The organism is Bartonella sp. MR168JLCBS (genome assembly GCF_042194175.1).
The window spans coordinates 17,289-30,689 of record NZ_JBHIMP010000003.1; the positions used below are offsets into that span (position 1 = coordinate 17,289).

Genomic DNA, 13,401 nt, shown 5'->3' on the forward strand with positions numbered 1-13,401 from the left:
GCATATTCATGTACTTAAGAGAGATTTTTGAACGTACACTACATCCATTTCATGATAGGGCTCATAAATGATATAATATACGCGAATAGTATACTATCAACACCGTTGTGAAGAAATATAAAGCCTATTGAGCATATCATTATTATTCTTTCTCAGCTGTCAATATTGCAACAGTTTTTGATGCGAGAGAGAGGATATAAGAAGTATTTAATTTTTTCTTGAATAGTTTTTAGCTATACACCAATCCCCTTTGTGACAGGCAAGAAGATAACTTTAATTCATTTAATATGAGAAGCTTTATGATGAGGCAAATTTACGATATTCGGAGCTGTTATTCAATAAAAATAATAAATTGTCTATGGAGCGATGCGCTAGAAAATAAATTAATGGAGCTTATTCTCTTCTGGAAAGATCTTAGGTTACATGACAAAGTCTTTCCAGAAGAAAGAGTTTTTACTTTACATGTTTAAAGAAGAGTTCCTGACAAAATGATGGAAGCTACAGAAAAATAGATTATAATGCCCATGACATCTACTAAAGTTGCCACAAAAGGCGCAGAAGCACTTGCTGGATCAAATTTTAAACCTTTAAGAATAAAAGGCAGCATAGATCCAGAAAGAGAACCAAAGGTAACGATTCCGACTAAAGCTGTACCTACTGTTGTCGAAACAGCAATCCAATGTTGCCCATAGTCGTAGATACCGAATTGTTGCCAAATAGCAATGCGCGTAATGCCAATAATTCCGAGTAAGAGACCAAGAGATAGTCCTGTTGGAATTTCACGAATGAACACTTTCCACCAGTCTTTCAACGTGAGTTCACGTAAAGCCAATGCACGGATAATAAGGGATGTAGCCTGTGAGCCGGAATTTCCTCCTGAGCTCATAATGAGAGGTATGAACAGTGTAAGAATAATCGCTTTTTCGAGTTCTGTTTCGAAATGTTGCATAGCACTTGCTGTCAGCATTTCACCGACAAAGAGTAAAGCGAGCCATCCGCCGCGTTTTTTCATCATTTCAGGAAACTTAATTTGCATATAGGGCTTATTAAGCGCTTCCATACCCCCAAATTTATAGGCATCTTCATTCATCTCATCAACCATAGTATCAAGAACGTCATCGACGGTTACAATGCCAATGACATGGTTACTTTCATCAACTACAGGCACAGAGAGAAGATCATGGCGCTGGAAAAGGCGTGCGATGTCTTCATGATGTGTGAAGGGCGATATTGTAATGGGCGAGTCATGGGTAGGGACATTAAGAATTTGTTCATCAGGTGAGGCAAGAATAAGGTTACGCAGTGAAACAGCTTTGAGAAGAATACCTGTTTTAGGGTCAATTACATAGCTGGTATAAACGGTTTCACGTGTTCGCTCGACCTCACGAATGTGATCCAAAGTTTTTTGTATAGTCCAGTTTGAAGGAACGGCTATAAATTCTGTTGTCATCAGTGCCCCTGCTGTATGATCAGGATAACTGGTGAGTTTCTTAAGTTCAGCGCGCGTTAAGGGTTTAAGCAAGGCATAAAGTCGTGTGCGGGTTTCTTTATCCATTTCTTGAAAGACGTCTGCAGCAGCATCGGCAGACATGCCATCAAGAATTTCAACAGCACGATTTATAGGGAGAAGTTCTAGGATGGAAGCAGGTTGCTCAAGCTCGGGTTTATCAAAAAGTTCGATAACATAATCAAGAGGCAGAAGACTAAGAATGGTTACACGTTCCATGATATCGAGGTCATTGATGATATCAATAGAGTCTGCAAAATGCTGATTTTTTAACTTTTCAGCGAGAGCTTCAGGAGAAAAATTTTTGAAGTCGAAGGTCGTTTTAATTTCAGTCATGATAAAGTACCTCCTGAAGAGTTGGAGAGTTGTAAATCTAGATAATAGATGAGATAAAAACAAAAGTTTATGGAAGATTTAAAAAAAACTCCCCAGCTATATTCCCAATTGTTAATATTTGAAGTAAAGTCAAGGGTGAATTATAAGTTATAAACAAGTTTCTGAATCACTAAAACGAGAATACAGCTTAATTTGAGGATAATATAATATAAAAATCAGTTCTGATTTTTACCATCATTTCTTTAATGTAGTTTTGTGATTTTCAAAAGAATCTACAGCAATATTTTGTAAAGAGTGGAGATTATGCCTTTCTTCAAGTGTTTTTATTAATATGCAATTCTATTGTGGTGTGCGAGCGAATAATCTTTATTTCTCCAATATAATATGTTTTGAAATGAAAGAATTTTACGATTTCTAGTTTTTTATTCAATAGCGTTTGGAAAGGTCGTTTTGAAACTCACGAAATAGTTTTAGTATATTATCAATTTGTGTCGTAAAGATAATCGTTACAGCTTAAATTTATAATGGAGACATAAAGTATTATGACAAAAGCAGCAATGCTGGACTGGAAGGGATTTTCAGGTCTTCCTGATTTTTCTTCTATCAGTGATGAAGATTTTAAACCCGCTTTTGAACAGGCACTTCAAGAAGCCGAAGAAGAACTAGAGGCGATTGCGATGGTGCAAGAACCACCAACGCTTGAGAATTTTTTGCAGCCTTTTGAGCTTTGTGGCAAAGCGCTTGATCGTGTCTGTTCAATATTTTTCTTGCGCACCAGTGCTCATACGAATGTATTAATTCAACAGCTAGAGCAAGAGTTCGTTGTAAAACTTTCTCGGTATTCTTCAAAAATGATGATGGATGCACGGATATTTGCGAAAATAGATGCGCTTTATAAACAGTCGCAGCTGGGCATATTTGAGAGTGAAACAACACGTGTTCTTGAATTATGGTGGAAAAAGTTTGTTTGTCGTGGGGCAAAACTCGATGAAAAAGCTAAGAAACGGCTTTTGGAAATTAATGAAAGACTTGCTTTTTTAAATGCTACTTTTGGACAAAATGTCTTAAATGATGAAGCTGAATGGATTCTGTTTTTAAAACAGACCGACTTATCTGGTTTACCGCAAGATCTCATTGATTCAATGAAGGAAATTGCGTGTGAAAGAGGTAATGAAGAAGAGTATGCATTAACACTAGCACGTTCGATTGTTGAACCTTTTTTAAAATTCTCTGATCGTCGTGATTTGCGTGAGGTTGCATTCCAAGCTTGGGCTAAACGTGGTGAAAATAATAACAAGAATGATAATAAAACAATTATTGTAGAGATTGTTGCGCTTCGAGATGAGCAGGCTAAATTATTAGGATATAAATCTTTCGCAGATTTGAAACTCGATAATACCATGGCTAAAAGTGTTGATTCCGTTATGGATTTGCTTATGCCTGTATGGGAGCGCGCAAGAGCGAAGGCTTCTACTGAGCAAATTGAATTACAAAATTTTGCCAACAATCAGGGCAGCAATGAATCTTTAGCGGCTTGGGATTGGCGTTATTATGCTGAAAAACTTCGCACTGAAAAACTTTCTTTCGATAGCGCTGAGATTAAATATTATTTTCAGCTTGATCGTATGATTAAAGCGGCTTTTGGGGTAGCAGAAAAACTCTTTGGCATTACATTTGAAGAAAAAAACGCTGTTGCACTTTGGCATCCTGATGCACGTTTGTGGGAAGTAAAAAAGTCTGATGGAAGTCTACTTGGGCATTTCATTGGTGATTATTTTGCACGTTCTTCAAAACGGTCCGGTGCGTGGATGAGTAGTTTGCAATCACAATATAAATTGGATGGCGGACAAAAGCCTATTATCTACAATGTTTGTAATTTTGCTAAACCTTCTAAAGGGGAGGTTGCTCTTTTATCACTCGATGATGCGCGTACGCTTTTCCACGAATTTGGGCATGCATTGCATGGTTTGCTTTCTGATGTCACATGGCCATCTGTATCGGGAACATCGGTTTCGCGTGATTTTGTTGAGCTGCCTTCTCAACTTTACGAACATTGGTTAACTGTACCAAAGATTTTACAAACTTATGCTACGCATGCAAAAACAGGACATCCTATGCCGCAAGTATTAATGGATAAGGTTTTGTCAGCACAGACATTTAATGCTGGCTTTGCTGCAGTTGAATTTACTTCATCAGCTCTTGTAGATATGGCTTTTCATAAAGGACAAAAGGTAACTGATCCAACAGTGTTTGAACGCCAAGAATTAGAAAAGCTGCAAATGCCTGATACAATTATTATGCGCCATCGTCCTCCACATTTTACGCATATATTTTCAGGTGATGGTTACGCCGCTGGTTACTATTCTTATATGTGGTCGGAAGTCCTTGATGCTGATGCTTTTCAGGCTTTTGAAGAAACGGGAGATGTTTTTAATTCAGAGCTTGCTGATAAGTTGAAACGTTTTATTTACTCTGCTGGGGGAAGTCGTGATCCAGAGGAGCTTTATAAAGCTTTTCGGGGACGGATGCCTTTACCAGAGGCAATGATTAACAAACGTGGACTATAAGATATAACGGTATGGTTAATACCATGCCGTTTTCATATTATTCGAAAAATGCAGTTGTGATTTATGCAAATTTTCTCTTCACCATAGCTCTGTAAACAGAGTTTTTTATCTTATTTGCTTTTTGTTTACGGAGGAAATTAGATTTTGTATTTTAAAGAGACATTATGGGAAAGAAAAATTATCAGCTCGATCTTTTTGATGCCCATTTGATGGAAACCATGATTTTTTTATAAAACTTGACTTTCTTTTGCCTAAAAGGTGAGTGTTTTGTTGTGCCATATCATCGAGGCTCATTGGAGGCTGACGCATAATATTACTCCGCTCTTTATTCTCTGATTCTTGTATAAGTTTTTGAATAACTTGATCGGTTGAGTAAGGATTTTCATGAGAAAAGGCATAAAAATTTAAAATATTTTTCAATGGTTTTTCTAAATAAGAGGCAAGTTTTTTCTTTCCTTCAGAGGTGAAATGCATGCCATTATTGGTGCGTAATTTGGTTATTTTTCCATTAATATCATAGCCTGAAAAAGAAAAATTTCCTTCTTCATCACTAAAGCCGCTCCAGATATCGAGGAAATATCCTCCTGCTGTTTCTGTTTCTTGTTTGTAGAGCGCATTAAAAATTTTCATTTTTTGTGTCAAAAGGTCATTTCCAAAAGAAGGCTGACTTATCCATATCCATGATTTTCCAGAGGCATGAAGACTTTCAGCAATTTCGATAATTCTTTGTTTGTAGATGTGCATCCATTCTGATTGATCTGTGTTAATTGTGCTATAAGAGTCTGTGATTGGTTGATTATCATTTGCACCGATCATCATGATAATAACATCGGGGTTATTTTGATCAATGAGTTTAGAAATATTGCTTTGCCAAGAATAATAATCCGTTCGAACTAAGCCGGAAGCTGGCATTGCGTTGTTCATGATAACGATATCGCTATTATTTATAAAAAACTTCTTAAGTGCATCGGCAACAGCAGAAGCTGTAAAATCCCCTATGACAAGAATGCGCTTTGCATTCTCATTTTTTAGCTTTTGTATATTTTTTTGTGTTACGATCTTTTTTTGCGGCTTGTCTATTTTTTGTTCTATAATTTGCGGTGGTTGTTGCGTCTGTTTGTTATGTTGTGATAACCATTTGAAGAAGTTCGTTGCTTTACTTGGGGATGGCTGTATGAGCCCCACAATAGAAAGTGAAAATAGCAATAATGTCAAGTATATCAGGCGAACAGAAGACAAAACCTTAGTCTCCATTATTGTTTGCGCAGGAGAAAAAGCACTTGAGATGATGGATATCCATTTGCTTTTAGACCGTGACGTAGTTGAAAGGCTTTAATTGCTTTGCGAGAAGCTGTTCCGATTTTTCCATCAACATTCCCTTTATAATAGCCTAGTGCACTTAAGCGAGATTGCAGTTCTTTGCATTCTTGGAAAGTAAGAGGTTGAAAAGGTCTTTGCCAATCATGCACCAATCCAGGATGTCCAGCGATGCGATCAGCAAGAAGAGCAACAGCAAACGCATAACGATCTGCATTATTATAATGTTTCAGAACAAAGAAATTTTTTGTGACTAAAAATATAGGTCCTTTTGCTCCATCTGGATATTTTAATATTGCTTGTTCAGCTAATGTAGGAAGAGGATGCCCATTTGCGTGTTTTACACCTAATTTTTTCCATTGCTCAAAGGAATACCACCCTTCAGGAAGGTTTTTCCCCTGCGGCACTTTTACCTCTACTCCCCAAATAAGATTAGGTTGCCAGCCATTTTTGTGGAGAAGGTTAGCAGCAGTAGCCAGAGCATCTGGAACAGAGTTCCAGATATCACGCCGTCCATCCTGGTCCATATCAACTGCATAGGCGAGATAACTGCTTGGAATAAATTGTGTATGCCCCAATGCACCGGCCCAAGATCCAGTGAGTTGAGAGCGTTTAATTTCGCCACTTTGTAAAATTTTCATAGCAGCAATCAGCTGTGTATGTGCATATTTTGCACGTTTTTTATCAGCATAGGCTAGAGTTGCAAGAGAGCGAATGGTATCACGCATTACACTTTTATTGGCTAAAACTTTCCCATAGTTGCTTTCCATTGACCAAATAGCAAGCAGAATATTGCGGTCAACACCAAAACGTTTTTCAATTTGAAGAAGCCATTTGTTCCATTTTTGAGTTTGGCGCCGTCCTTCTACAATTGCAATATCATGGATACGATTATCGAAATAGTTCCATGAAGGAGCAACAAATTCTGGTTGGTATGCGGCGCTTTTTAGAACTTCTGGATCAATGGCATTAACACCTTTAAATGCCATATGAAACGTAGAAGGGGTAATATTGTGAGAAATAGCTATTTTTTTAAATTCTTTAATCCAGTGTTTAAATCCGCTATCAGCATATGAAAGGGATACAAAAAACATTAAAAAAGCAGAAAAAATAACGGCAGAGCCAGTGAGAAGAGTTCTCCAAGTTATTGACTTCTCTAAAAAAGAGAAAGTCTTCAATTCTGTTTTTTGCATTTTGAAATCCCCATTAATATTCAATTTATTAGATGTGCAATAACTTTATCTTGTATTTAGTTGAATCGATAATATGATCAAGAAGAGGAGAAAACTAAAATAAATAATTCATTTTAATCTTTGCAATAAATTCTCATATTCTCTTTTTCATTTTTGATTGTCCATTATAATGATAATCAAAACAATAAGATATCTTTTTTACCATTTCGTAAAAACATATGTTAAATAAAACAAAAAATATATGAATTCATTGAGGAGGATGAGTGTGCGTAAAATCCGGAAAGCTGTATTTCCAGTAGCAGGTCTTGGTACGCGTTTTCTTCCTGCGACAAAAACAATTCCTAAAGAAATGCTAACAGTTGTTGATAAACCTGTTATTCAATATGTTGTGGATGAGGCGAGGGAGGCTGGTATTGAGCATTTTATTTTTGTGACTGGACGTAACAAAGCAGTCATTGAGGATTATTTTGATGCGCAAGTTGAATTATACACGACACTTGCTGAATGTGGAAAGAAAGAAGATCTTGCACATTTATACCGTTTACAGCCATTACCAGGGTCAACTTCTTTCACTCGGCAACAGCAACCTTTGGGATTAGGGCATGCTCTTTGGTGTGCGCGTGAATTAGTTGCAGGGGAACCTTTTGCTTTGTTATTACCCGATATGCTGATTCAAGCCAAAAAGGGATGTCTTTCTGAGATGATTCGTCTTTATGAAAAGGTGGGGGGGGGAAATATTATTGCAGTTCAGGAATGCGATCTTGAGGAAGCACATAAATACGGTATAGTTGGCAAAGGTAAACAGATTGCCAATGGTTTTAAAATCACAAAAATGGTAGAAAAACCAGTGCTAGGAACGGCACCATCAAATTTGTACATCAATGGACGTTATATTTTGCAGCCAGAAATTTTTAATATTCTTTCCACTCAAGAACGAGGAACAGGAAATGAAATTCAATTAACAGATGCTATGATACGGCTTTCAAATGAACAAGATTTTTGGGGGTTGCAAGTAGAAGGGCGCACTTTTGATTGCGGTTCTAAAGCTGGTTTTATTGAAGCCAACGTTGCATTTTCTTTGGCACGCGCTGATATGCACAGCCATGTTTCTGCCTCATTGAAAAATTTACTGGAAACCATTAATGTTGAAAAATAATATAGATCTCTCATTTAATTTTATTGATCGAATTTGATTATGATAACACCGTCTCCTCATATGGCTTTGCAAGGTGCTGTTGCATCAGCGCTTAAAACACTTGCCAGTGAAAAGCAGGGGCTTGAAGTCCTTGAAAAAGCTCTTCTGGGAAGTCTTTCTTCTTCTTTTGAAGCGGCTGTTCAAACTATTAGAAATGCTCGTGGACATGTGGTAATTACTGGTCTTGGGAAAAGTGGTCATATAGGGACAAAAATTGCAGCAACCCTAGCCTCAACTGGAACGCCTGCCTTTTTTGTTCACGCTGCAGAAGCCAATCATGGTGATCTTGGTATGATTGGATCTGATGATGTTATTCTTGCTTTATCATGGTCTGGTGAAACTCAAGAGTTAAGTGGTATTATCAGTTATGCGGCGCGTTTTCGTATCCCCCTTCTTGCGATGACATCAAGTGAGTGCTCTGTATTAGGACGACAAGCTGATATTGTTTTATTGTTACCAAAGATAGAAGAGGCTTGCCCCCATGGGCTTGCTCCTACCACTTCAACAATTATGCAATTGGCAATGGGAGATGCATTAGCGGTTTCTCTTTTAGAAATGCGTGGTTTTACCGCAACGGATTTCAAAATATATCATCCTGGTGGTTCTCTTGGTGCAAGCCTTAAATACGTGTGTGATATTATGCACGAGGGTGATAATATTCCTTTGGTTATGCAGGGAACATCTATGATTGAAGCGATGAATGTTTTGGTGGAAAAGCATTTTGGTTGTGTTGGTGTTGTGAATCAAGAAGGCGAACTAATCGGAATTGTAACCGATGGCGATCTTGCACGTAACATGCATTTTAATTTATCAAAATTTAATGTTGACGAGGTGATGACCAAGGCTCCTAAAGTTGTAAAACCAAATACACTTGTTGGTGCAGCAACAGCTTTCATTAATGATCATCATATTGGTGCATTTTTCGTGGTTGAAGATAAAAAACCGATAGGAATTGTTCATTTTCATGATCTTTTGCGCATTGGCGCTGCCTAGATTAAAGTTTCCCTATCAAATAAAATGTTATTTTAGGTTAAAATAGATTGAATGATACAAAGTCACAGTTTTATTGTGAGGTGACTTTACTGATATTCTGTGGAAGAAAATGGTTATTTTACGCTGTTTAGAAAATTTTCAGGATAAAGATTATATTAGTCTCTTTGCGTATTTTAGAGAGGATTTTCTATCAGGAGGAGAAAGGATCGCCTCCTGCTTAATGTATGTGCCCCCTCTGTTCTTAAGAGAGGCTTCCCTTGTACGTTGTTTAAGATTTCCGCTTAAGGAAAAACTGTGCTCCTGTATGTGAGGTGCAGAGAAGTTGTGTGGCGTCATATGACATTGTACAATTGACTCTAGAAATTGTTCCACGGAGAATAGAGCGTATTTCAATTTCTATATTTTGGGCATTGAGATAATTATATGCCCCTTCTGATAGTTTTTCTTCTGTATCTGCTGCACGCGTTTCAAAAACACCATTGTGGAAAGAAGAAATAATACCATTCTCATCAACCCATTTTCCATCAATTCCAGTTGGCATATTTGAGTTATAATATTGCGAAAAGCTACAGGCACTTAACAGCAAGGTGGTAGTTGTAAGACATAAAATATGATAGGTATGTTTCATTTATTGCACTCTATTTAGATTATTTTGCTCTCTAGTTTTTATAACATTATTAAATTACTCCATGAGTCAATATGAAAAATTTGATGAAAATCAATGAAAAAGCAAAAAAATGGAAAAAAATGCCTTAATGTTGTATTTAATTAATAGCTTGATGAAGTTCGTAAGTGAAACACAAGAGGTGAAATATTTCTTATGGTTTACAACAATTTTTATATTAAGCTGCTGAGTAGTCTCAAAGGAGATTATTGACATTATGGTTGGTCCCATTCTTGTTGCGAGTGAAGATTATGGAAGACGTATAGAACTTTCTGCTATGCTGCGAGGTTTTGGTTATCGTGTCATTGAAGCAGAAAATGGTCTCCGTACGATTGATCTTTTACACAGGCGTAAAAACATTGTGCTTGCACTCCTTGATGTCGTTATGAGTGATTTGAGTGTGAGCGATTTGATTAAAATGATTAGAGTTGCTGGTGTTTCTGTTCCTATTGTCGTTATAGCACAACAAGAGAATCAGAATTTACTCCAGAAGGCTTTAACAGCTGGAGCTATTGATTATTGGATCCACCCAGTAACATTATTACGCGTAAGGGTTACTTTGGATATTCTTGCTCTTATTTCTGCCTTGGAGCATGAAGTTCGAGATATTCGGCGAAAAAAAGAGAATCATTTACGGTTTTCTGATCTTTGCATAAAAAGTAGAGCTATGCAGGTAGTGTTAGAACAATCGAGACAAGCAGCAACTTCTTTACAGAATCTTTTGATAGAGGGGGAAGTTGGAACAGGACGTGAGACATTAGCTCGGATTATTCATCATGAGGGATTATTCTCGGAAGGTGTTTTTATTCGCTTTCAATGTTCAGCCATCGTTGATCCAGAAGAAGAAAATCAGCAGTGGTTTAAAGAATTCCTACCATTGGTTTCTTCTCTTGAAAAAGGGACACTTTGCCTTTGTGATATTGATCGACTTGAGCCCATACAGCAAAAACGGTTTGCTCATTACCTTAAAGAAAGGGAAAGGGATACAAAAGGAGATTTTTTCCCTTTTCGGATCATTGCGATTTCAACATCGCGTTTAAAGGATTTGGTTAAAGAGAACTTTTTTTTGCATAGTTTGTTTGAACAATTTTCTCACTTGTCTATTAGCGTCCCTGCTTTACGAGAATTAAGGGATGATTTTCCAGAGATCACACAACGTTTGATTGATCGTATTATCACCGAAACAGGGCGGTCACATGTCCATGGTTTAGCAGGATCTGCTCTTTCCTTGCTTATGCAGTATGATTGGCCTGGTAATAAAAATGAGCTTGAAAACTTTTTATTTCGTGCGATTTTACTCAGTGAAGGACCGTTATTAACTGTTCGAGATTTTCCGCAATTAATGGGAAATCCATTAATGAATGTTCCCAATATCATTGAGGATAATATGCAAGAAGATAATGAACAAGAATCTATAAAATTTTTGAATACTGATGGGCATGTGCGTACTTTTGCAGAGATGGAACATGATATTATCGAGAAAGCGGTTAAACATTATAAAGGACATATGAGTGAGATTGCGCGCCGCCTTCATATTGGTCGCTCTACACTTTATAGAAAAATGGAAGAATTGCGAGCAATAAGAAATCAAGAAAGAAAGTAAAATTCATAACAAATCTCTCTTCATGACAAGTATGAGTTTCAAAAAAATAGAGTGGATTTTGATAAAGTCCGTGGGGGGGCTTAAGAAAACAATCATTTATTGTAAAATTTATCTATAGAGGATGATTTTGTAGATTTAAATCAAATATAAATTTTATGTGACTATTTTAATCGTCTGTTTCAGTTTATACAATTTTAGTTGAGTTTACATTTATTAAAGCAGAGAAGCATTTTTAAAAACTTTTAAATACTACCGCTAAAATTTTTGTATCATTAATATTAAATTTATACTCTCTTAAGCAAGAGGTGGCATTTTATCTGCTACACGGTTAAGATAAAGTGATTAGTATTATCGTTTGCATTACTGATGATGCGATAGCTTAAAATAGAAAGTTTGTCCTCTTTGACTCTTTTACATATTGTTATTGGTTTTGTCCTCTTTTTTTTTATTGCATCTATGTTGGCAATCTACACCTATGGGCGTTTTATGAAAAATGCTAGGGGGCAATGTTCTTATGCGCTACCTATTCAGAAAGATGAAACTAAGCTTGATCGTATCATTAGTCAATTAGCTGAGGAAGAAAATGGATTGGGGATTGATAAAGATGCCCTTTCCCTCATTATCAGCAATTTGGATGCGTTTTGTGTTCGTGCAATAGGAGCTGCAGAGGCTGGGCGTAGCCTTGATCTGATGTATTATATTTGGGATGATGATTTAACAGGGCGTCTATTATTAAGTGAAATAGTTAAGGCAGCGGATCGGGGTGTTCGGGTACGGCTTCTTTTGGATGATATTAATGCTCAAGCACGTGATCCAGCTTATATTGCGCTAGATAAACATCCTCATATCGAGGTGAGAGTGTTTAATCCAGGACGATCGCGTAAAGGTGGATTACGTCGTGGTTTAGAGATTATATTACGGGCGATTACTGTTACACGTAGAATGCATAATAAAGCTTTTATTGTTGATGGTAGAATCGCTTTTGTAGGAGGACGTAATCTTGCAGATTCTTATTTTGATGCTGGTGAAGAATCCCATTTTCGAGATTTAGATTTGATGTTAATCGGACCTTCTGTTAAAAAGGTGGAAAGTATTTTTGATGATTTTTGGAATAGTGCTGTTGTTTTGCCAATTCATACTTTGGTTGTTCCTAAAAGCGCAAGTGATCTTAGCTATTGGAAGGATAAATTACAAAAATTTCGGGATTCCAAGGTTGCAAAAGTTTATTTAGATTATGTCAAAGAGCACATTAATTTTGATTGTTTTATTCAAACAGGAAGGCGGTTATTTTTAGCAGACAAAGTTGTTGTTCTTTCTGACCCTCCAGAAAAAGCATTGCGTAAAAAAGCAAGCAATTGGCTTATGAAGGCACTTTCAAAGGTTATTGGAAATGCCCAAAAAACGGTTCAGATTACGTCACCTTATTTTGTTCCTGGTAAGGTTGGAACGCAGAATTTTAGTAATTTGGTTTCAAAGGGTGTTGATGTCAAAATTCTGACGAATTCTTTAGCAGCTACTGATGTAGCATTGGTGCATGGTGGTTATGTATCGTATCGTAAGGCGTTGTTGAAAAGTGGTGTTAAGCTTTATGAATTAAAAGCGGAGGGCAACACCCATGGGTTACGGTTGTTTCGATCGAGTAAGGCAAGTTTACATGCCAAAGCTTTTTTAATTGATCGTAAAACAGCTTTTATTGGATCTTTAAATTTTGATCCAAGATCAGCATCATTAAATACAGAAATGGGCATTCTTTTTGAATGTGCTCCCATTACAGCAAGATTAGATTTGTTGTTTTCTGAAGAAACCACAGGGGAAATGAGCTATCATCTGCGTCTTGGTAATAATAATCGTATTTATTGGGATTTTATTGAAAATGAAAAAAAATATAGCATTGACCATGAGCCAGAAAGCAGTTTTTGGCGTCGCGCATTTGCAAAAATAATAAGTTGGTTACCTATTGAATCACAATTGTAAATTTTTATAAACCAAAAAAAATATTTATTTTTCTTTTCATTTTGTTTGTAGC

General features: G+C 36.8%; 9 protein-coding genes. 5 read left to right on the plus strand and 4 right to left on the minus strand.

Going from position 1 to position 13,401, the window contains the following annotated elements; all coding sequences use genetic code 11:
* Positions 1–466 precede the first annotated feature (466 nt).
* On the minus strand, positions 467–1,843 hold the full coding sequence (mgtE, locus tag ACFIK8_RS03300; protein WP_375636024.1) for a magnesium transporter: 1,377 nt from the start codon (positions 1,841–1,843) through the stop codon (positions 467–469).
* Between the two features lie 542 nt (positions 1,844–2,385).
* Between mgtE and ACFIK8_RS03305 the strand changes: the two genes are divergently transcribed.
* Positions 2,386–4,410 carry a M3 family metallopeptidase gene (locus tag ACFIK8_RS03305; protein WP_375636023.1) on the plus strand — a complete coding sequence of 675 codons (2,025 nt, stop codon included), beginning with the start codon at positions 2,386–2,388 and terminating at the stop codon, positions 4,408–4,410.
* Between the two features lie 162 nt (positions 4,411–4,572).
* Here the strand turns inward: ACFIK8_RS03305 and ACFIK8_RS03310 are convergent, their stop codons facing one another.
* Entirely contained in the window at positions 4,573–5,649 is a 1,077-nt protein-coding gene (locus ACFIK8_RS03310) for an SGNH family hydrolase (RefSeq protein WP_375636022.1), read from the minus strand.
* A gap of 14 nt (positions 5,650–5,663) precedes the next feature.
* On the minus strand, positions 5,664–6,920 hold the full coding sequence (locus ACFIK8_RS03315) for a lytic murein transglycosylase (RefSeq protein ID WP_375652619.1): 1,257 nt from the start codon (positions 6,918–6,920) through the stop codon (positions 5,664–5,666).
* Between the two features lie 265 nt (positions 6,921–7,185).
* On the opposite strand from ACFIK8_RS03315, the gene ACFIK8_RS03320 reads away from it, so the two are divergent.
* Together ACFIK8_RS03320 and ACFIK8_RS03325 are read left to right on the plus strand one after the other, a co-directional pair.
* The gene (locus ACFIK8_RS03320) at positions 7,186–8,076 is read left to right on the plus strand and encodes a UTP--glucose-1-phosphate uridylyltransferase (RefSeq protein WP_375636020.1); all 891 of its coding nucleotides are present in this window, start codon (positions 7,186–7,188) and stop codon (positions 8,074–8,076) included.
* Positions 8,077–8,115: 39 nt separating this feature from the next.
* Entirely contained in the window at positions 8,116–9,108 is a 993-nt protein-coding gene (locus ACFIK8_RS03325; protein ID WP_375636019.1) for an SIS domain-containing protein, read from the plus strand.
* Positions 9,109–9,376: 268 nt separating this feature from the next.
* Here ACFIK8_RS03325 and ACFIK8_RS03330 read toward each other — a convergent pair whose 3' ends face one another.
* Positions 9,377–9,736: a hypothetical protein gene (locus ACFIK8_RS03330; RefSeq protein WP_375636018.1), complete on the minus strand. Its 360-nt coding sequence runs from the start codon at positions 9,734–9,736 to the stop codon at positions 9,377–9,379.
* Positions 9,737–9,989: 253 nt separating this feature from the next.
* On the opposite strand from ACFIK8_RS03330, the gene ACFIK8_RS03335 reads away from it, so the two are divergent.
* The gene (locus ACFIK8_RS03335; RefSeq protein WP_375636017.1) at positions 9,990–11,375 is read left to right on the plus strand and encodes a sigma-54-dependent transcriptional regulator; all 1,386 of its coding nucleotides are present in this window, start codon (positions 9,990–9,992) and stop codon (positions 11,373–11,375) included.
* 402 nt (positions 11,376–11,777) lie between these two features.
* Positions 11,778–13,349 (plus strand): phospholipase D family protein, encoded by a 1,572-nt coding sequence (locus tag ACFIK8_RS03340; protein WP_375636016.1) that lies wholly within the window; start codon positions 11,778–11,780, stop codon positions 13,347–13,349.
* Positions 13,350–13,401: the final 52 nt, after the last annotated feature.

What these genes read in the sequence shown, in the direction of transcription:
- mgtE (WP_375636024.1), bottom strand. Translation starts at nt 1,843, where the DNA reads ATGACTGAAATTAAAACGACCTTCGACTTCAAAAATTTTTCTCCTGAA.
- ACFIK8_RS03305 (WP_375636023.1), top strand. Translation starts at nt 2,386, where the DNA reads ATGACAAAAGCAGCAATGCTGGACTGGAAGGGATTTTCAGGTCTTCCT.
- ACFIK8_RS03315 (WP_375652619.1), bottom strand. Translation starts at nt 6,920, where the DNA reads ATGCAAAAAACAGAATTGAAGACTTTCTCTTTTTTAGAGAAGTCAATA.
- ACFIK8_RS03325 (WP_375636019.1), top strand. Translation starts at nt 8,116, where the DNA reads ATGATAACACCGTCTCCTCATATGGCTTTGCAAGGTGCTGTTGCATCA.
- ACFIK8_RS03330 (WP_375636018.1), bottom strand. Translation starts at nt 9,736, where the DNA reads ATGAAACATACCTATCATATTTTATGTCTTACAACTACCACCTTGCTG.
- ACFIK8_RS03335 (WP_375636017.1), top strand. Translation starts at nt 9,990, where the DNA reads ATGGTTGGTCCCATTCTTGTTGCGAGTGAAGATTATGGAAGACGTATA.